At 33.5% G+C, this 21,433-nt stretch carries 18 protein-coding genes; all 18 read right to left on the bottom strand.

The annotated features are described in order from the left end of the window. Nucleotides 1-46 precede the first annotated feature (46 nt). Nucleotides 47-1,579 (bottom strand): hypothetical protein, encoded by a 1,533-nt coding sequence (locus tag M2475_RS02915; protein WP_277489482.1) that lies wholly within the window; start codon nucleotides 1,577-1,579, stop codon nucleotides 47-49. A 189-nt stretch (nucleotides 1,580-1,768) separates the two neighbouring features. Beyond that, nucleotides 1,769-6,766, bottom strand: a complete 4,998-nt coding sequence (locus M2475_RS02910; RefSeq protein ID WP_277489481.1) for a hypothetical protein — start codon at nucleotides 6,764-6,766, stop codon at nucleotides 1,769-1,771. 100 nt (nucleotides 6,767-6,866) lie between these two features. After that, complete coding sequence (locus M2475_RS02905; protein ID WP_277489480.1) at nucleotides 6,867-8,192, bottom strand: RNA polymerase sigma factor; 1,326 nt, start codon at nucleotides 8,190-8,192, stop codon at nucleotides 6,867-6,869. Between the two features lie 67 nt (nucleotides 8,193-8,259). Next, nucleotides 8,260-8,820, bottom strand: coding sequence for a signal peptidase I (gene lepB, locus M2475_RS02900; RefSeq protein ID WP_277489479.1), 561 nt, complete (start codon nucleotides 8,818-8,820; stop codon nucleotides 8,260-8,262). A gap of 243 nt (nucleotides 8,821-9,063) precedes the next feature. Then, nucleotides 9,064-9,876: an AAC(3) family N-acetyltransferase gene (locus M2475_RS02895; protein WP_277489478.1), complete on the bottom strand. Its 813-nt coding sequence runs from the start codon at nucleotides 9,874-9,876 to the stop codon at nucleotides 9,064-9,066. Then, entirely contained in the window at nucleotides 9,840-10,268 is a 429-nt protein-coding gene (locus tag M2475_RS02890) for a hypothetical protein (RefSeq protein ID WP_277489477.1), read from the bottom strand. Before M2475_RS02890 ends, M2475_RS02895 begins: the two co-directional genes overlap by 37 nt. Next, nucleotides 10,255-10,749 (bottom strand): phosphatidylglycerophosphatase A, encoded by a 495-nt coding sequence (locus tag M2475_RS02885; protein WP_277489476.1) that lies wholly within the window; start codon nucleotides 10,747-10,749, stop codon nucleotides 10,255-10,257. The genes M2475_RS02890 and M2475_RS02885 overlap by 14 nt, the downstream gene beginning before the upstream one ends. Nucleotides 10,750-10,783: 34 nt before the next feature. After that, the gene (locus M2475_RS02880; RefSeq protein ID WP_277489475.1) at nucleotides 10,784-13,111 is read right to left on the bottom strand and encodes an HAD-IC family P-type ATPase; all 2,328 of its coding nucleotides are present in this window, start codon (nucleotides 13,109-13,111) and stop codon (nucleotides 10,784-10,786) included. A 26-nt stretch (nucleotides 13,112-13,137) separates the two neighbouring features. Further along, nucleotides 13,138-14,481: an MATE family efflux transporter gene (locus M2475_RS02875; RefSeq protein WP_277489473.1), complete on the bottom strand. Its 1,344-nt coding sequence runs from the start codon at nucleotides 14,479-14,481 to the stop codon at nucleotides 13,138-13,140. A gap of 55 nt (nucleotides 14,482-14,536) precedes the next feature. Beyond that, entirely contained in the window at nucleotides 14,537-15,319 is a 783-nt protein-coding gene (locus M2475_RS02870) for a hypothetical protein (protein WP_277489472.1), read from the bottom strand. 51 nt (nucleotides 15,320-15,370) lie between these two features. Beyond that, a complete protein-coding gene (locus M2475_RS02865; protein WP_277489470.1) occupies nucleotides 15,371-15,898 on the bottom strand; it encodes a class I SAM-dependent methyltransferase in 528 nt (175 codons plus the stop codon). A 57-nt stretch (nucleotides 15,899-15,955) separates the two neighbouring features. Continuing rightward, complete coding sequence (locus tag M2475_RS02860; RefSeq protein ID WP_277489469.1) at nucleotides 15,956-17,128, bottom strand: iron-containing alcohol dehydrogenase; 1,173 nt, start codon at nucleotides 17,126-17,128, stop codon at nucleotides 15,956-15,958. A gap of 83 nt (nucleotides 17,129-17,211) precedes the next feature. Beyond that, a complete protein-coding gene (locus tag M2475_RS02855) occupies nucleotides 17,212-17,628 on the bottom strand; it encodes a YjdF family protein (RefSeq protein ID WP_277489468.1) in 417 nt (138 codons plus the stop codon). Between the two features lie 170 nt (nucleotides 17,629-17,798). Continuing rightward, complete coding sequence (locus M2475_RS02850) at nucleotides 17,799-18,281, bottom strand: S-ribosylhomocysteine lyase (RefSeq protein WP_277489466.1); 483 nt, start codon at nucleotides 18,279-18,281, stop codon at nucleotides 17,799-17,801. Between the two features lie 8 nt (nucleotides 18,282-18,289). After that, nucleotides 18,290-19,054: a DeoR/GlpR family DNA-binding transcription regulator gene (locus M2475_RS02845; RefSeq protein WP_277489463.1), complete on the bottom strand. Its 765-nt coding sequence runs from the start codon at nucleotides 19,052-19,054 to the stop codon at nucleotides 18,290-18,292. A gap of 73 nt (nucleotides 19,055-19,127) precedes the next feature. Then, nucleotides 19,128-20,216 (bottom strand): YdcF family protein, encoded by a 1,089-nt coding sequence (locus M2475_RS02840; protein WP_277489462.1) that lies wholly within the window; start codon nucleotides 20,214-20,216, stop codon nucleotides 19,128-19,130. Further along, a complete protein-coding gene (locus M2475_RS02835; RefSeq protein ID WP_277489461.1) occupies nucleotides 20,213-20,668 on the bottom strand; it encodes a GNAT family N-acetyltransferase in 456 nt (151 codons plus the stop codon). The genes M2475_RS02840 and M2475_RS02835 overlap by 4 nt, the downstream gene beginning before the upstream one ends. Beyond that, complete coding sequence (locus tag M2475_RS02830; RefSeq protein ID WP_277489460.1) at nucleotides 20,668-21,339, bottom strand: DUF1287 domain-containing protein; 672 nt, start codon at nucleotides 21,337-21,339, stop codon at nucleotides 20,668-20,670. Before M2475_RS02830 ends, M2475_RS02835 begins: the two co-directional genes overlap by 1 nt. Nucleotides 21,340-21,433: the final 94 nt, after the last annotated feature.

The following is a 21,433-nucleotide window of genomic DNA, read 5'->3' as shown; positions in this document are numbered from 1 at the left end:
GGTAGAAAAGATGTATAAAACACCTTTTCTACATCTGTCTTTTCTTTTATTGTTTTTTAAATTTTGAACGTACGATAAATCCTGCTGATAAAATAGCTAATACTGCAAGGAATGTTACATTTGTTGTATCCCCTGTTGAAGCTGCAGAACCACTACCATTACTACTTCCTGCTGTAGGTGCAGTAGATGGTTTTCCTGAAGAATTTCCTCCAGTATTGTTTCCTCCTGAATTACCTGTACCGATAATAACAGGAACTTTTGCATCCGCTCTTCCATTTCCAACATTACTTACAAAACTTGAACTTCCATTGTATGGCGTTACAATTCTTGATCCATCTGTTCCATAAGAAACAAGTGGCAATGCTAATGTAAAGTTAACATTAAATGTTTGTGCTAATAACTTATCGTTTTCATCAATACGGTAAGTATCTGTTTTTCCATTCAATACTTTTCCTGGAACAACAAATTTAGAACCATCATTACAAGTAATAGTTACATTAAAGTCTTCTTTTTTCATCTCATTAATCATTGCTTCTAAATCAGAACTTGCTGTTCCAACAGGCAATGATATTTTTTTAGAATCTACATCGATAGAAGCAACTGTATATGTTCTTGCTGTTACTTTTAAAGACAATTGTTTCTCTGTTGATTTTCCTGTACTACTTGTTACGCTGTATTTATAAACATAAGTTCCAGCTGCTGGTTGATGTTTTGTATAAACTCCAGTTCCTTCACTAATATCAACAGTGTCTTTGCTTACTGATTTATCAACCTCACAAGAAGCATTGCTTATGTATGAAGCTGGATCAAATAAATCTCCTTCATAAATAGTTGCTGAACTATTCTTCAAGTTAAGGGTTGGTGCATTTACTGTTTTTGAAGGTGTTTTTGCATATATTGTAACTGGTTCTGCTTGATAGAATGCAGTAGCTGCATCGTTATTTGCATCATATCCTCTGTGTGTATATACAACTTTTCCATTTGAATATCCAGCGGTTTGGAATTCTGGGAATTCAAATGTAATTGCTGTACCTGCATCAGATTCCACATTATTATTAACGCGGAAATACATTCTAGCAACACTACCACCTTGGTATTCAGCACCAGTTGTAAAATCTGCTGCTGATCCAAATACTAAAATACGTGAAGTATCTGCATTTGGGTTTGACACTTCTGTTGACCATCTTTTATCTAAATAGTTTTTAGATAATGTTGCTTTAATATCTGTGAAAGGTGAAATTAATGTTAATTTCTCTTCGTCATATTTTACAACATCTTGGAATACGGTCGCACCGTGTCCTTTAGGAAGCATGATGCTTACTTCAATAATATCGCCATTACGATAATATTGAACACCATCTTCTACATAGCTTTGTTGAGCATGTGTTCCATATGCTCCTCCTCCATCATTTCTAGTTACCTGATGTATTGGTGCAATATCAAAAGTAGGTTCGCCATCTACTTCATCCGCTTTCGTATCCATAGGCTTTGCTGCCAACATACTTGGGATTGCCACAATAGCAGCCAAAACTACAACTGCCAGGATCTTGAATTTATTACTCTTTATTTTCAATTTCATTTCGTCCTCCTCTTTACATAAAATAAAAATTACAATGTAAAATGCTCCTTTCTGTAATATCGACGGAATCCAGCGCAAAAGGTTCCATAAATTCATAAAAAAATGTAAAAAAAGAGAATGCGTTAGCATCCTCTTTACCTAAAGCTATACTTTCTACATCAATTGATGATGTAAATTTACGATATTCGCTTATTCTAAGCGCCAATCTGCTGGTACTTCTACTTCAACCAATGGAAGTGTCGAATCGCTGTAATGACGTTTAAAGTGTGCTAAATCGATAACATCGATACGTCCATCTCCTGGTGGGTAATCTGTTAATGCCCAAGCCAATGGAGACATTGGTGTTGCACCACTATAGTAACTTGCAAAATAAGCATAATCAATAACATCAATACGTTTGTTATTATCATAGTCAAATAGATATCTTGTTACATATTCTTGCGTAACTTTTATATTAATACTACCTGTTACATCTTGATATGTGAAATCAGCAGCATAATCATTTGAAATACCTGCTTTGATATCATCCCAATCTGGAAGTGACAACGTAGGTGTTGCTGTTGTTCCATCTGCAATATAGACCATCGCGTGTGCCAAACTTGTAATTTGATTTTTGTTTGTCAATGCGCGTGCCTCATCTTGATTCAATGTTACATCTTCTGCATAAATCGCAAAACTACGATCTGGTGCAATCAATGCGCCATCCTTTACAACTACTAATTTCACTGCTTTTTCTGTGTAATTAGATCCTGTACCATAATCATATGTTACATTGTAAGTTCCTACTACACCACTTTTAATAGAAGCAAATTCTGTAGCTGTTGTATTTGGAATTGCTTTGTTACCATTTGCATAACTAACAAGAGCATCATTATAAACGGTTAAGTCACTTGCACTTGTTAAAGTTTTTGCTTCACTTTGTGTTAATACTGCATTCTTAGCATTTAATACAAAGTCTTTATTTGGAGATATGATACCACCATCATCATACACTGTTACACGAACTGTTTTTTGTGTATAATCACTACCACTTCCATAACTATAAAGAACTGGATAGCTATTGATAATACCTTCATTTAAAGATAACCAATTAAGTGGTAGCATTGTAACCACTGGAACATCAGTTGATCCATCATTCATCCAAACAGATGCGTCGTTAATTGCAATTAAGTCTGCTGTTGAACTTAATGCTTTTGCTTCGCTTTTAGAAATTAAACCATCTTTAGCATTTAATACATAATTTCCTCCTGGTGAAGGAGTACCATCATGAACTGTAAGTTTCACTGTTTTTGAAACTAAGTTTGTACCAAATCCATAACGATATGTTACATTGTAAACACCTAATTTACCAGCTTTAATATCTGCATAACTAGTTGTTGATACAGATGGTTCTGCATCGCTACCATCGTCCTTGATAACGGATGCTTTGTTATATGGAATCAAATCTTTTTGACTTGTAATAGCCATCGCCTGCTCTTTTGAAATGAATCCATTTGAAGCATATAAGATGAAGTCTCCTTCTGGTGAAGGATTTCCATCTGGTACTACTCTTAGTGTTACCACTTTAGATGCTGTATTCGTACCACTACCATAACTATAGGTAATTGAATATGTACCCAATACTCCTGCACGAATTGCTGTCCAATCTGCTGTTGTTACCGTTGGCGTAGCTTCACTACCATCTTTAAGGGTAACTTTTGCACCATTGTAAGGAATTAAATCATTCAAGCTAATCAATGCTTGTGCAGATGATTGTTGAATAATTCCATTCTTAGCATAAATTGCAAAATCTTGTCCTGGTGAAATGGTAGAACCATTTTCTACAACATTCAATTTCACAACACTTGATAATGATTCACTACCCTTTGTATAACCATATGTTACTGGATATGAACCAATTGTTCCATCCTTAATTGCTGACCAATGAGGTGTTGCAACTTGTGGATCTACACTTGATCCATCCTTCAATGTTACAAAAGCATCATTGAATGGAATCATATCTTTTTGGGCAGTAAATGCTTTTGCTTGATCTTCATATACAAATCCATCTCTAGCATATAATGAGAATGAATTACTTGGTGGTGTTGTACCTTTTGTTACAGTAAGTTTTACACCTTTTTGAACCGTATTCGGCATAATTGTATAACCATAGTTAACATCATATGTTCCTTCAATTCCAGCTGAGATTTTTACCCAATCCCAAGTAGATACATCTGGATCTACAATCGTTCCATTTTTCAACATTACATATGCTGAGTTATATGGAATAAGATCTTTTTGTGCTGTTAACTTCTTCGCTTGTTCCACATTGATTAAACCATCTTCTGCATATACTGCAAATGCTTTATCTGGTGGGAATATTGTTCCATCTGGTACAACATTCAAGACTACTGTTTTTGATCCTTGTGTTGTTCCACTTCCATAGCTATAAGTAATATCATATGAACCAGTTACCCCAGCTACAATGTTAGCCCAACTTCCTGTTGTTACAACCGGTTGTGCACTTTGACCAGTGTTTGTTATAACACTTGCACTATTAAATGGAATTAATTCACTTTGATTTGTTAATGCTTTCGCTTGTGTTGCATAAATGAAGCCATCTTCTGCGCGAACTTCATGACGCTTATCAGCAATTAATTGTAAGTCTACTTCTTTAGATACTTTGTTTGTAAGCACTCCATAACTATATGTAACTTTATGAGTCTTTACAACCCCACTCACAATTTCGCTATACGTTGGAGCAGATACATTTGGTTCTGCACGTGTTCCGTTCGCCAAAATTACTTTCGCATTGTTATAAGGGATTAATTGTGATGTACCTGTAAGTGCAGATGCTTGGGTTTGTGAAATCGTTCCATTATCTGCATATAATGCAAAACTCTTATCTGGTGCAATAATACCACCATCTTCAATAACGTTTAATTTCACAACTTTATATTTAAGGTTAGCACCAGCACCATACATATATACGATATCGTAGCTACCAATCGTTCCACTCACAATATTTGACCAAGTATTTAAACTAACGAATGGTACATCACTACTTCCATCAGCCAATGTTACGCTCGCATTGTTATAAGGTATTAATTGGCTTGTTGATGTAAGTGCTTTTGCTTGACTTTGTTTAATAAAACCATCTTCTGCATATAATGCAAAACTGTTATCTGGAGGGAACACAGTTCCATCTTTCACAACATTTAATTTTACTGTTTTTGATACTCTTGCTGTTCCTGATCCATAAGAATATGTAACGTTATAAGAACCGATTGTTCCTGTGTTAATTTCATTCCAATAGTTCGTAGCAACGGTACTTGGCACCGTAGTAACACCTTCATTAGTAATTACTTTTGCTTGGTTGTAAGGAATAAATCCTTGCATACTCGTAAGTGCCTTAGCTTGTGATTGGGTAATAAATCCATCACTTGCATATATTTCATGTTTCTTATCAGCAACAACTGATAATGTAACGTTTTTTGCTGTGTAGTTTGATCCTGTTCCATAATAGAAAGTAATCACGTAATTTCCTACAACCCCAGCTTTGATTGATGACCAAGCACTTGTTGTTGCATTTGGTGCAAGAAGCGTTCCATTTGCCATCGTTACACTTGCATCATGAACAGATACTAAATCATTCATTGAACTTAATGCAATTGCTTCACTTTGTAACAAGGAAGCATTTTCTGCATAAAGTGAGAAATCCTTGTTTGGTGAAATGATTGATCCATCTTTAATTACGCTTAATTTTACTGTTTTTGATGCTGTTCCATAAGCATATGTCACATCATAAGTACCTACTAAACCAGATTTAATGTTGCTCCATGCAGGTGTTGAAACCGTAGGTGTAACACTATCTCCAGCAGTAGAAACTGCAGATGCATTGTTATAAAGAATTAATCCATTTTGGTTTGCCAAAGCTTTTGCTTGAGTTTGGGTAATAAATCCATCACTTGCAGTTACTTCATCTTCAAGATAAGAATAATCTGTCATTGTGATTTGGAATGGTTTGTTATTTGAACCATAATCTTTCAAGATTACTCCAGTATATGTTAAATATGCTGCTGTAGGATTGTTTACTGACCCACCAAATACTTCATGTGGTCTGAAATTTGTATATTTCAAATTGTATGTTCCATATGTAAATGTCAATGTCCCAGTGTTTGTAGCTTTATCTGTAATTGTCCAAGTCACATTGAATGCAGTTAGACTTCCTGTGTGTTTTACACCGAACCAAGAAGCAACTGGAGTTGATTCATTTCCATAAGCATCCGTTGTATGAATTGCTAAGTGATTTCCACCTAATCCTATATCATGCCACATTCCATCTGGAGAGTTATCATGATAATCAACTTCAAATACTACACCATTGCGAGCCCCATAGTCACTACCATTACGGTAAACTCCTATAGAACCCCCTTTACCTGTTGTATATGTAAAGTTTGGATCTGTTTGAAATCCTAACGTGAACCCATCTCCATATAATGTTGGATTTGAAGATATTACGTTTGTAACTTTAAAATCTTTTGAGAAATCAACTTTATATTTTGATACTGCAGCAAACTTCGCATACCAGCCTTCCCAATACTTTGATGTAGTACAACGTGCTTTGCTAAGCAAAAATTTCACATATTCATTATAGTGATACCCTAATTCCATAGAATTATCAGAAAGATAGTATAACCCATCTTTTGTATGAGATACATTAAAAGCATTTCTAAAACTCATATTTGCTTTTAAAGATGAAAATGGTGCCAATGGATCACTTAATGCTTGAGGCTGTGCCTCTTCTTCTTTACCAAATTGATCCACCTCATATTCAACTTCTTTTGTCTTTGAGATTTCTTTTATTTTTCCATCTTTCTCTTCTAATATTTTGTAGTTCACCACAAATGTCAATGTTTCATTTGTTACAGAAACATATGACGTTTTTGCTCCATCCGTGATGGTCCCATCAGGGTTACCAATCGCCGTTATTTCAACATCATTCCTATTTGCATAAGCTAATAAATCAATACGAAGTTCTTTTTTATCTTCGCTTAATTCCGTTTGCAAATCATAGCGAACATCCTCTGTTTGAGCATGGATATCCATTTTTGGCAGGTTTATTGCCGTAAGTGTAATACCTAATGCCAGTGCTGTAAGAAAACACCTTTTAAACATCTTTAATGTTTTTACGTATTTACGTCTCAAAACTTTCACTCCCTCCATTCTAATTTTATAATCTTTCACTTCTCCATAAATTGCTTTATGGATATACAGTGTATTGTTTCATAGACCTAATTTTATGAAACTACCCATCTGTATTGCTCACTGTATCTGTTGCATTGATCTCATAGACCTGGTAATTTCCTACCTTATCATACAAATACAGCTTTGCCTTTTTCTTAACTGCATCTTTGAAAAATGCAGATGTATCATCAATTTTGATCAAATCAAACTTATTGGAACCCTCTTCAACGTATGATTTATCGAAATCAATGCCAGAAAAATCATCACTACCTATAATCTTAAGTAATCCTTCTTCCTTTTCTAAACTTTTCAATTTAGGGCTTTGCTTGTCAATGTTATCAACTTTGATATCCTGTGCTACCCCACCATACTCTACATGATATGTTCCATTCGCCTTCGCAACAAACATGTAGTTTTCATTGTCAACGGATTCAGCCTCGATCGTTGTATTTTCATCAACAAATGTTATACTAATATCTTTTGCATCTGGTTCTCCACTGAACATGAGAACAATCTGCAAATTTTCATTTGTAAGATCTTTCAAATAATTGATTTCCTCAATTTTTACAACTTCAGCCGTTTGATCAATAATTGGATTTATAATCGTATAAGTGCCAAATAATGCTAATAATATAGATGTTCCTATTACTGCACTACCAAATCCTATAATCATTCCTCCGCTTGCGACCGTTACTCCTGCTGTTACTCCTGTTGCGTTTTCAATAACTTTAGCAACTTTTGTTTCTACAAGTGGTTGCATCTCTTGTTGTTTTACTAACGATGCATACAACTTAAATACCAAAGGTGTAAATGACAATGACATATAGATTGCTGGAGTCACATGCTTATCAACCAGCCCTTCTCGAAGTTTTACTTTTGCCCTGTTTAGCCTACTCTTTACTGTGCCTTTTGGAATACTCATGATTTCAGAGATTTCTTCAAGGCTACATTCACCAACGAATCTTAACAAACACACTTGTTTCATATCCTCTGGAAGGCCATCAATTTCGCTTTGAATTGCTTCTAAAATTGCCTTTTTACTCACCACATCGTTTGGCTCTCCTTTGTTGTCAGAATAATTTTCTAGAGTGTAGTCATTATTCATACCTGTTTTACCCTTTTTATTTTGCCGATATATATCCATACAGTCGTTGTAAGCAATTCGATAAATCCATGTATTAAAAGCACTAGCATCACGTAAATCCTTACGTTTGGTAATGATTTTAATAAACGTATTTTGAACTACTTCCTCACAATCTGCCTGGTTTCGTAAGATTTCTATCGCAAGATAATTAATCTTATTACGATAAGCAGCAAAAATCTCAGGAAAAACACTATCGTCTCCATCTAGAAATTTTTGAATCTCTTCTTTTTTCAATCTGCTCATATTCCATTTTCATCCTTTCTTAACATATTGACGGAAATAAACAAAAAAGGTTCCAATAATTAAAAAATTAGTTGGAACTTTCTACACGTATACTATTTAGCGGATATACTACAATTACATCTTTTGCAACAATGTCTTTTTCAGGAATTGGACCAACGACCCGAGAGTCTTTTGAATTCAATCGGTTATCACCAAGTACAAAATATTCATTTTCACCTAATGTGATTGGTCCAAAATTTTGCGTAAAAGTAATTTGATTATTCATTGTATGCAAAGCAATATATTCTTGATCTAAGAATGGTTCTTCATACCATTCACCATTAATATATAACTTTCCATCTTTGTAAGATATGGTTTCATTGGGGAGTGCAATTACTCTTTTCACCACATAATCTTCTTCAATGTTATCAATTACAATTACATCAAATCGATTGATATTCCCTTCATCTGCTGCCAATCTGTTTGAAAATGCATATTCTCCGCTTTGTAATGTTGGTTCCATACTTTGTCCATTGATTCGCACCGTTCGAAAGATAAAAGTAGTTACAACAAAAACAAGAACGCTGAAGATTACAAACATTCTCAAAATAAAAATGACATATTCACTCCTGATTCTAAGTTTCTTCATCCTTTAACCCCTCGAAGATTATAGCAATTTGTTTATTTACCTGTAAGATTATCCTAAATCAATGCGATTTAAAATAGTAACATTTGCTATGAATATCACTTTTTTTGTCTTGTTTTTATCATATCGAAAAAACCATCCAAAAATCGTTTACTGTATATAATTAAAATATTAAAATCCAAACTTGTCAAAAAAAATGTATATCGTTCGATAATGCCGAACAATACACATTGCATATTTTTTTGCTTATTTTTTATGAGTATGATAGAACCCACTTGCCAAAGTAGCTGCCTCTTTTGCACTGAATAATCGACAACGTGCTCTTCCAATATAGGTTTCTTTCACAATCTGTCTCTCATTCATCATATCTTGAATTTCTTGGATCTCTTTCTTTTCATAATCGTAATCCAACATATTGATAAAACTCTTGCGTCCCCGTCTTTCAATTGGACTAGAAACAATGCGAATAGGAGTTTGTTTATCATTCACTCTTGTCATCTTAAAAATATCAGCAGCCTCATATTTTACTCCTAAAAGTAAGATATAGCCATTTAATTCACACACTTTCCCAAGTGGTGACTCTGACGTTAAAGGAAAATGCAAGGGTTGCTTATCACAAATCAATTTTGCATATTTACCCCATGCGACAAACGAATGGGTTGGATGGTTTGAGCGGAAAACACCATCATGACGCATCATTTGATCTGCCAGTTTATTTTTACTTGCACACAGCTTTTTATTAAATGCTGGCATAGCATCACGGATAACTTCAATCTGATATGGTTTAAAAACCTGAAGATCACGATTTAATGGATCTTTATTATCCTTAGTAAAAGCATTTGTTACAATACCACCATCATAACCTACAACATCTTGAAGGGCTTCAATAATTGTACGATTCCCTCCACAGACATACGAAAAATAGTTAAGTGATGATTGAATATAAACAAGCATTCCTTTTTGAATGCCTAGCATTTTAAAATGCTCAACTAAATCATCCTTAGTAATTAAATTATCTTGTATTAATTTTGTGGAATTAATCCCTGATTGATCAACCATGTTTCCCACCCTTCTGGATCTAGTGAATATTCATAAACACTACCACTATAAACTTCTCCATCCTTCACATATACAAGTGCTGGCCATGAAGAATATGATGTTAACATCAATTGTAACTGATCTGCCATATCATTACTCACATCAGCGTAATTTAGCCTATATAAAGTTATTTGGTTTTTTGCCAGTGGAACTTTAATCAACGACATTAAATCCTCGCAAGGATCACAATCATCATTCACAATCAATAATAAAAAAGTCTCTCGGTTAACTGTCTTTTCAATAACCGTTTCTGCATCAATCTCCATGCTTTTTTCACTATTCCTTGAATTAAAACAACCTGTGATGATAAATGTAAGTGACAACAGTGCAAGCATCCATTTACAATGTTTCATCTTCTGGTCCCTTTTTATTATGAGCAATACGACTAGCAGCACTAGCTGCAATCGCACCTACAATGTCATCTAAAAATGTATGACAGGCATTATGATTATCCATATGATCATTTAACTCTTTGATAATTCCATACTTCGCCTTATCGATATATCCAAAATTAGTAAGAGCTATAGAACCATATAAATTACAAATCCCATATGCTAGTACTTCATCAATTCCATATAGTGATTCATCGCGATTTAAAATATCTTCTAAATCTTTATCCACCAGCATACGCTGTTCACTCATCTTATCCAAACAAATACCTGTAATGATTGCATGTTGAACTTCACGCTTATCAATTACTTTCTTTACTGTTTCACTTATCGATGCAGCATCTGTATCATCAATATGTCCACGTTGTAAATAAAAGACACAATCAACAATATCTTCAATTTCTACACCACGTTCTTTTAATAACGCTATACATTTTTCATACATCAAATCACCTACTTCCCTATCATTATACACTATCCTATCTTTTATTTCTTTTTAAATTAATAAGATATTCTACAATTTTTCTTCCTCCGTATGATACTCCCAATAATATGGCAATTACAACAATTGGGTAATACGATAAAGCAAAAATATTTAATACAGGAATTTCAAAGAACCGATGAAAAATCGTAACACAAACAAATAAAAGTACACTCATAGAAATAAACAATGCCAATCTAAGTTTACTAAATGGTCTAGCTACTTTTGCCAAGACAATAAGTCCATTTAAGGATATCGTTAGAAAGGCTAACTGTCTAGAAATCGTCATATCAATATGCTTGCATTTGAATAACACCATAACATAAATAATAGCTATGATTACACTAAGCGCAGCTGGAAGACTTACTTTCATAATATTTTCTAAAAAGGCTCCTTTTACTCGATCATGATTTGGTTCTAATGCTAATACAAACGCAGGAAAACCAATCGTTAAAGAGGAAACAATAGTTAGTTGAATGGGAATAAAAGGATAATCAACATTTACGATTAACACCAAAAACGCTAAGATTAATGAAAAAATGGTTTTAGTTAAGAAAAGCGTAGCTACCTTTTCAACATTATTAATTACTCTTCTTCCTTCATTTAAAACATATGGCAATGCATCAAAGTTATTATCCAATAGTACTAAGTTAGCACTCGCCTTTGCCACATCACTACCACTGGCCATCGCAATACTTATATTAGCTTCTTTAAAAGCTAAGACATCGTTTACTCCATCTCCTGTCATCCCTACGATATGTTTATGTTCTTTTAATGCTTTGACCATCATCTTTTTTTGCTCAGGGCTAACCCGTCCAAAGACAGCACATTCTTCAACTTGCTTGGTAATTTCCACATTCGTCAATTGGGATGCATTCAAATACTTTTGCGATTGCTTAACCCCTGCGCGTTTGGCTACCTTACTTACCGTCAGTGGATTATCTCCAGAAATTACTTTAATAGTAACTCCTTGTTCATCAAAATAAGCCAATGTTTCTTTCGCATTATCACGAATTTTATCTGCCAAAGCAATGACTGCTATCACTTCTAAATCATCTGGTAATGCTTCTTCTATCGTTTTATTCGACTTCGCTAAAACGATGACTCGATATCCTTGTTCACTAAAATCATCGATAATCGATTGATATTTTTCTGGGTGATTGCAAACAAATTCAAAAGCCCCTAAAACATAAGTTGCACAGGTAAAAACTGCACCACTGTATTTTCGTTTACTCGAGAATGGCTTTTTACTAATAAACTCAAAAGTATTAATTTCTTCAAAATGATTTCTCAATGCCAGAAAGGTTGCATTGTCATCACTCATCGAGCGAACATAGTTTCCCATGATTTCATCAATATCATCATCACTAAGAACTACAACTTCTTTTACTTCCATCTTTCCTTCCGTAATCGTTCCTGTTTTATCCAAACATAATGTATCTACTCTAGCTAAAGTTTCTAGACAATATAATTCTTGTACTAAGGTTTTATGTCTTGCTAGATTAATCGTTCCTACTGTCAAAGCAATACTCGTCAAAATAACCAATCCTTCAGGAATCATTCCAATTAAAGCAGCTGCCATATTCAATACTGTATCACTATAACTATTTCCATTAAAAAAATGACTTTGAATAAACATCAATGATCCCAAAGGAATAATTATAATCCCAATTATTTTAATAATTTTATTTAGTGAATCACGTAATTCAGAAGGGTATCGCTGAAACTGCTTAGCATCACTTGTAATCTTCGCAGCATAATTATCATCACCAACACGATCCACTTGGACAATCGCCTCGCCACTGACCACAAAACTCCCCGAATACAAGAAATCTCCTACTTGTTTGACAATTACTTTACTTTCACCACTCAATAAAGATTCATCCACTTCAAGAATTCCTTCTCTTACAATACTATCACTCACAATTTGATTTCCTGTTTTCAACTGAATTAAATCATCCAATACTACATCTTCAACTGCTACTTCATCAACCTTTCCATCCCGAATTACCATTGCTTTTAAACAAACGACAACTGCAATTTGATCTAATGTTCGTTTAGCTCTAATCTCTTGAAAAGTACCAATTACAAAATTGGAAACAACAACTCCTAAAAACAATAAATTTCGATAAGATCCTGTTGGCAATATGATGAGTGCTAACACTATGTTTACAAAATTAAAAAGCGTAAACAAATTATCAAAAATAATCTGCTTATAAGATTTTGTTTTATTCATGCTTGTAACATTTACAAGCCCTTGCTTTATTCTTTCCTTTACCTGTTCGCTTGTAAGTCCACAGGTAGTATCTGGTTTATAACGTTTCATAAATTCACCATTTCTATAGTATCACATCAAACTAATTTTCGATACATCCATCGGCCACTTTTATAGCGTAAGAAAAAGCATGTACCACGGAATACCCAATCCACTAACATCGCATAATATACTGCATCTACTTGCATATCAAATTGATATGCCAATACGTAAGACAACCCAACCCGGAATAAAAACATTGATATGATGGAAATAATCATGGAATAAGTTGCATCATTGCTTGCTCGCAAACTGTTAGGGAACGTAAATGCCATTGGCCAAAACAAGACATTTCCAATAGCACAAATAAGAATCAATTCATTGGCAATCGACATCGTCTTGTCACTCAAAGAATACAGATGATATAATTGTCCTTTCAACAACAATATACAAAGGGTTGTAATAAAGACTGAAAGATACGCATACTTCATAAGTTTTCGAATGTAATATTTGGCTTGTTCATATTCATTTGCCCCAACACATTGCCCAACCACTGTAATCATGGCTAAACCCATGGCAGCACCAGGAATAATCATAAAGGAACTAAAGTTTACAATTACTGCATTTGCAGCAATGGACGCTGCTCCAAAGGTTGAGATAAGACTCTGTACAACTATTTTCCCAGCTTGAAATATTCCATTCTCAAAACCACTTGGAATTCCAATTTGTAAGATTTTCTTAATAATTGAAAAATCAAAATGAAACTTATGATATTTTTCAATATAGATTTGTAATTCTGGATTTCTTAATCGGTATAAAATAATCACTGCTCCCAAAATTCTTGAAAATAAGGTTGCTAACCCAGCTCCTACAACTCCCATATGAAAAACAAAAATAAAAATACTATTTCCAATGATATTTACAATACTCATCAAAAGTGATATCTGCATCGGCATCTTAGAATTTCCCATTGATCTAAAGATAGCAGCCCCACTATTATAAAGGGCAATGAATGGGTAGGAAAGAGCTGAAAGAATAAAGTATGTAATTGCATAATCCATGATATCTGCATTCACATTACCAAAAATTGCTAATAAAATATTTGTTCTAAATACTAAGCATAAAATCATGATGATTATAGCAATAAAAGATACTGCATATACAAGTTGTTTGCACGTATCTTTTGCTTTTTCACGATTGTTTTTTCCTAAAAACTGACTTGCTACAACAGCTCCACCACTTGCTAAAGCCGCAAAAATATTAATCAATAAAATATTAATACTATCGACTAAAGATAAACCACTTACTGCACTCTCACCAATAGAGGAAACCATAATTGTATCGATGATTCCGGCAGAAATCGCTAAAAACTGTTCTACAATCAAAGGTAGAATCAGTCTTTTTAGTTGTTGCTCATTAAACATCTTTGCTTTTTTTGTCATACTTTAAATTATACGCTTATTTCTATTAAAAACAATTTCATATAATGAAATAACACTAGTCCCAATAATAAAGCACATCTACAGTGTATTGTTTATTCGCTTGCTTTTTAAATTCTGCTATCGTTTTTTCAAGCTGTTTAGCAGCTTCGCTGTATCCATCTAAAACATTACCGTTCTCATCGTATTGCATATCCACTCGAACCTCAATAACAATTGTATCTCTTTTTACTTCCAATTCTGGTTCAAGTGCACAGCAAGAACTCCAATGTGTATTATAGAAAATACTTGTATCCTTATCCGTTGGTTTATCACCATATTGGTTTACTTGTAATACCGAAAGAAACGTTCGATCTACTAAAGCTACCAAGTCTTTATCATGAATTGGATCTTCTATGGTTAATTTTTGAATAAGCAATTCCAAATCTTCATCGCTTAAATTTTCAATATGAAGATTATTACGTAAAAACAAATATGGCAAATCCATCGTTGTAAATTGTTGATATCCTTCATATTTATCAACCTTGCCAAGATACGGTTGAAAATACGTATCTAGTTCTTCCAGTTTCTTTTCAAAATTTCCCAAGTCTAGTTCTCTTTTTAACTTATCCTCTAACACAATTCGATATAAGCCTTGTACTTCTAGATAATACTCACTCAACGTATCCAAATCCTCACTGATTAATCCCTTTTCTTTGGCTAGTTCAATATCGTATGTTTTGGGGTAATAGTGAACTGTTGATTCCTTACTTATCGTCGATGGTTTTGTTGAGTTTGTGAAATTACATCCCATTAAGGAAACGATAAGGATACCCAATATAATTGCTTTTATATGTTTCATAAGTTACCTCTACTTATGAAACGAAACCAATGGTAAAAAAGTTTCATTGCTTTATTTTTTTTCAATACAAAGAATATAGGGAGCGTGGTTTCGGTTCAACAACTGTACCTTCAATATATCAAAGTGTTTACTTGCTAATGATTGACAATATTTTTCGATTATTTCTGCTTCTTTTTTACCATATTTAAATCCTGGGTATAAAACTAATACAATCCTGCCACCATCTGTAAGATGCTTCCAACATTTCTCTAATGTATCAATTACAACCATTGCATCCGTTGTAATCTTTTCATCTCCATGAGGTAAATATCCAAGATTGAAAATACCTGCATCAAAGGTTTCTACATAATTATCAAAGTTGCTATGTGATGTCAAATGAAGATTTACATTTGTAAATTGTGCACATAATTCTTGGGTGTTTTTAATCGCCATTTCTTGAATATCAAAAGCATGCACTTCCTTAAAAGCACTTGCCAAAAAGAATGTATCGTTTCCATTGCCACAAGTAAAATCAATCGCTATTTGTTTATTTTTGGATCTTAATAACAGCTCTTGAGCCTGTTCTGTAACTTTTTTCATAGTATTATTATAAAAGGCTTATTCGTATTCGTCCATAAGAAAAGGAAAGTAGTTAATCTACTTCCCTTGACACATGTGATAAATATTTACAACATCTTGGAATTCTAATTTGCGATACCCCTTAATTGTTCCACCTTTTGAATCCACAGCCATCTGTGCCATTTCCTCTAGTGTAGAAGTATCTGGAATGCCAATCTCTTCAAATGTACTTGGAAGATCAAGCGAATGGAAAAATGCTTCTGTATTTGCTATTGCTGTTTTCGCAATCTCCATCGGTGGTAATGAGGCATCAATTCCCCATACTTCAATTCCATATTCAGCAAACTTATCAACTGTACTATCATCCAAAATATACGTCATCCATTTTGGTGTTAGCATCGCTAATCCTGCTCCATGGGTTACATCATAATATGCACTTAATACATGTTCCATTGGATGACAACTCCAACTTTTTCCACAACCACATGAAATCAAACCATTGATTGCTAATGATGAAGCCCACATCAAATTTGCCCGTGCTTCATAATTATCTGGTTCATCATATACCACTTTTCCATATTTGATACAAGTTTTTAAAATGCTAATTGCTATTTCATTTGAAAGATAAGCATCTTTCGTATCATTAAAATAAGTTTCAAATGTATGTGACATAATATCTGCAACACCTGATGCTGTTTGATATTTTGACACACTATACGTATACGTTGGATCTAAAATACTCACTTTTGGAAATAGATGACGACTTCCAAATCCTCGTTTATCCTTTGTTTGTGGATTGGTTATAACTGCTGTATTGTCCATCTCTGAACCTGTAGCACTTAATGTCAAAACACTTACAAGTGGTAAAGCCTTCTTAATTAAACTAGAATCAACGATGAAGTCCCATGGATTTCCATCATAGTAAGCAGCAGCACAGATTGCTTTTGCACAATCAATACTACTTCCTCCACCAACAGCTAAAACCACATCAATATGATTTTCTTTACAGATTAGCGCCCCATCTTCAACACTTTTTAAACGGGGGTTTGGATCTACACCACCCAATTCAAAAACATTACAGTCTTTCAATTGTTCTATGACTTGATCGTATACCCCAATCCGTTTAATACTACCTCCACCATAAACCAACAATACATTTTTTCCTATACTTGTAATTTCATCATGTAACTTCGATATTTCACCTTTTCCAAAATGAATTCTCACTGGTACATAATATGTAAAGTTATTCATTGATAACACCTCACTTATAGATTTATTATACTATAAAGGTATTCAAAATGTCATACGATTAAATAAAAGAACATTGATTAAAATCAATGTCCTCGATGTTTTTGCTTCTTCTTTGCTTGTTTCAAAAGAAAGCGTTGTCTTTTTGCTTGTTCTCGTTGTAATTTTGTTTGTTTTTTTCTTTCCTCTTTACCTTCTTCTTGTTGTTGTTTTATCGCTTGTTGCGACTTTGTACCCACACCTCTTTCACGAAGTTGTTTTGTAATCATCCGTTGCATTCGCTTAGGACTTACCTGTTTTGGTTTTTCATTTGTTTGAACATGTTTCTTAAATCTTAGTTGATGCCAGTTCTGTAATAGGAAAGCGTAAACTTCATAATCTTTTGGTTCACTTCCGAAGGTAATCTTACAAACTTCCATTTCACCATCTACAATTCGTTCATAAACACCAACCCAAAAAGGACCTTCATAAAATACAGTCAACTTGCTTTGAATTCTTTGCATAATAAAACCTCCTTGTTGTTTCAAAGCAAAGAATGGACAACCAAGGAGGCAGGTTACTGACAGTTAGACTGCATCCGGACTACCAGCCGGATCGTGTTTTTATCTTTACAGATTCATACATATTTTACAATCCTTACAAATGCAATGCAAGAATTGAGTTAATATAAACTTCATTCTTCAGGATATCTTAAATTTTCTTCATGTAAGTTTAATAGTGTTTCTGTATAAAATTTATTTGCGACATACTTTGCCATTGGCAGATTTAAATCCAAATAATTACCACAAGATTTTGGATCTGCTCCTGGTATCTCACCTTCATAATCTTTTATAAAAGCAAACATTTCTTTCATAACATCTACAATATCTTCTGCTTTTAAATCTCCCTTAAAGATTACATAAAAGCCTGTTCGACATCCCATAGGACCAAAATAAACTGTTTTTTCGTTATATTCTTTGTGGTTCCTTAAAAAGGTTGCTCCTAAATGCTCAATCGCATGTAACTCCGCTGTATTCAATACTGGTTCTTTGTTTGGTTCACACATTCGAATATCAAAAGTTGTTAGTGTATCAGAAGCTAAATAATCCTTTCTTGATACATAAAGCCCTTTCTTTAATCGTAAGTGATCTACTGTAAAACTTGCTATCTTATCCATATTTCCTCCTATACAATTTCTAAATTGTATTCTTTTACATTATCTTTGATTTGCTTATCTAAAGCCATTCCTACTATCATTCCCTTTACATCATTTAATGATGCATATACATAATTTCCATCGGTCTTGAATTTGTTGCTCTCACAAAGCAAATACGTGTTCTTACTAACAGCCAAAACTTCTTGTTTCATATATCCATCTTCAACCACATATGTAGATACCTTCCCATCATACGGATTAACTCCTACAACACCTAAAAAGGCGATATCTACACGGAATGAAGAAAGAATATTTTTACTCATACTTCCCCAAAAAGCATCTCTTTCCTCATTGATTGTTCCACCTAAAAAAATCAATTGTATATGCTTTGCATCTTTTAATACATTCAGTACTTCAATCATATTGGTTAAAACGCTCAAAGAAATATCGGCATGAGCGAGTTGCTGTGCAATTTCAATACTCGTTGTTGATACATCCAAGTAAACAAAATCATGTTTACGTAAAAGCTTTACAGCCTTTTTGGCGATTTCCCTACGTTCTTCAATATGCAATGATTTGCGACGTTCACTACTTTTTCGCTTATGTACATTTTCTCTCACGGTAACCGCTCCACCATATGCTCTTTTTAAAAACCCTTTTTTCTCAAGCACGGCTAAATCCTTACGAATACAGTCTTCTGTTACATTGAATTTTTCACTTAATTCCTTCACTCTAACATTTCCATTTAGATTTACCATCTCTACAATATACTGATGACGCTCTTCTACAAACATACATGCCTCCTGTATTACTCTTTATTACTTTCTATTATATTACAAATAAAGAAAAAGACGAAATAAATCGTCTTTACAATAGTTTTTGAATCGTTTCAATAATCTCATAAAACTGTATTGGATTATACAACATATACACACATAAACAAGTTAGTAAAATTAAAATAACGATTGTGAAAAGGTGCCATTTTTTATACATCACTAAAATTGCTATATATTCTCGAATAATCGCATTATACCAAAAATAGAATGGTGTCTTTGAACCTACCCCTTGTGCTTTTAACCCTGCTTTTCGAGCATCGATTCCAGACCGTAATACATGATAATTACTAGTTGAAAAGATTGCTTTATACTTTTTACCATCCATCTGTGAAAGAATAATATCTTTTGAAAACAACATGTTTTCCATCGTGTTTTTAGAGTTATCTTCTATGATTAAATCACTTTCAGGAATTCCTTTTTGTAAAGCATATGTATACATCGCTTTTGCTTCAGGAAGTAATTCATCTGCTCCCTGGCCTCCTGACATGATAATTTTTGGTGTTTTCTTTTTTCTTTTCTTTTTCATCTGACGATGATAAATATCCAAGCCTCGATCAATTCGACGAGCTAACAATGGGGATACTCGATATCCTTCTAATAACCCACTTCCCAAAACAATAATATAATCAATATTTAAGCGTGGACGATAAATCTTATAAATCATAGATGACATAATAAAATTGAAGAATATAAAAGCAAGATAAAAGATAACAACATATAGACATACAAGAATATAACTCAAAATATATGGTGGTGTTGCATGGTTTAAATTATAATACGATAACACCAATAACAAGATGAGTCCAATACTAAGAAACAACGTCAACATATTGGATAAGCTTCTGCCTTCTCTTCGCATCAAAATAATACCATTTACAAAAGACACGATAATAACTATAAAAACACCGAATGCCATAAGAAAAAAGAGCAGAATTGAAACAATCGATGCAAACATGAACAGTGCATTATTTCGTGTTGTCCCAGTTACATAAATAATTGATAAAAACCCACTAAATAAAAAAATATTAAATAGAAAGCCATTTATTATTTTCCTACGATCATGAATATATGAAATTAAGAAGACAATAAAACAAGCAAGGGTAATATAGTATAAAATCATAGCATTTCACCATTATCAAAATATTTTATAAAATTCTTTTGTTCTTTGCGTTCATGATATCCACAAGCCTGATAAAATTTATGGGCTTCTTTTCGCTTCACATTAGATACAAGTTGAATTCCTATCGCTCCATCTTTACTAGCCCATGTTTCAAATTCTTCAATTAGTTTTTTCCCTATTCCTCGGCGTTGATATCGATTATCAATTGCCAAAGCAACAAGATCTTTTAATGATGGCATGTATATGCAATCATAATCACCACCTTGAAGATAGCCAACAATTCGTCCATCCATTTCTGCAACCAATACAATATATTGGGATTTATTTAAAATTTTAAGTAATTGTTGTTTCGTTTGTTCAACAGAAATTTCATATCCCAAACTTGTATTTGTTAGATATGTAATATCTTTGGCATCCTCTATTTTAGCGATTCTATAATTTATTTCATCCATTACTTTTCACCATCCCACCTATAATGTCCACTAATTTCATTTTTACTCCATCTTACTAATGTATCTTCTTCACGATTTGGTTGGCTTGCATTATGAATAAGCCAAGGTAATCCATCTTCATTTCTTTTATCGGAAAGAATTCCAATATGAGAATCTGAAAAAATAACAATATCACCTGGTTGCCATTCTTCTATCTTACTAAGATCACGAGTTAATGATGTCGCATTACGCTCAAAGAAAACCAATAGATTAGGAACTCTGCGAAAATCAATGTTTGGATCAGGCTGGCCTGCTACACGAGGATAAAGGTTTACATTTTCAGCGATATCTTTATCCACCATTGCTTTTAAATCATAACCAGCATGGTGAAAAGCTCTCCAGACAACGTCAGTACAAACACCTTCGTCTTCAGGTGGATATCCACCTTCATAATATGCAGAATGATAGTTTGGTTTGCTTTCTGCATCTTTTCTTGCTCCCAACATAATATCATGATAATCATCAATACCATCTTTATCAGCATCTTTTTTACTTATTACTTCTACAATATCAAAATCTTTTGCATCATAATACTTTCGAGGAATTATTCGTAAATAATCCAATACTAAATATAAGATAATAAGGATAATAATCAATACGATTCCTAACATAATAGCTATCTTCTTTTTCATAAAAACCTCTTCTATATTCTACATGAGATTTCTTAAACAAACAACTTACTAACAAAGGATATCCTTATCTTCTTCATAAAAAAGAATAGCTACT

The organism is Breznakia sp. PF5-3 (assembly GCF_029504745.1).
Taxonomy (GTDB): Bacteria; Bacillota_I; Bacilli_A; order Erysipelotrichales; family Erysipelotrichaceae; genus Breznakia.
Note: the sequence above shows the minus strand (reverse complement) of the source record. Positions and strands in the feature narration are given on the sequence as shown.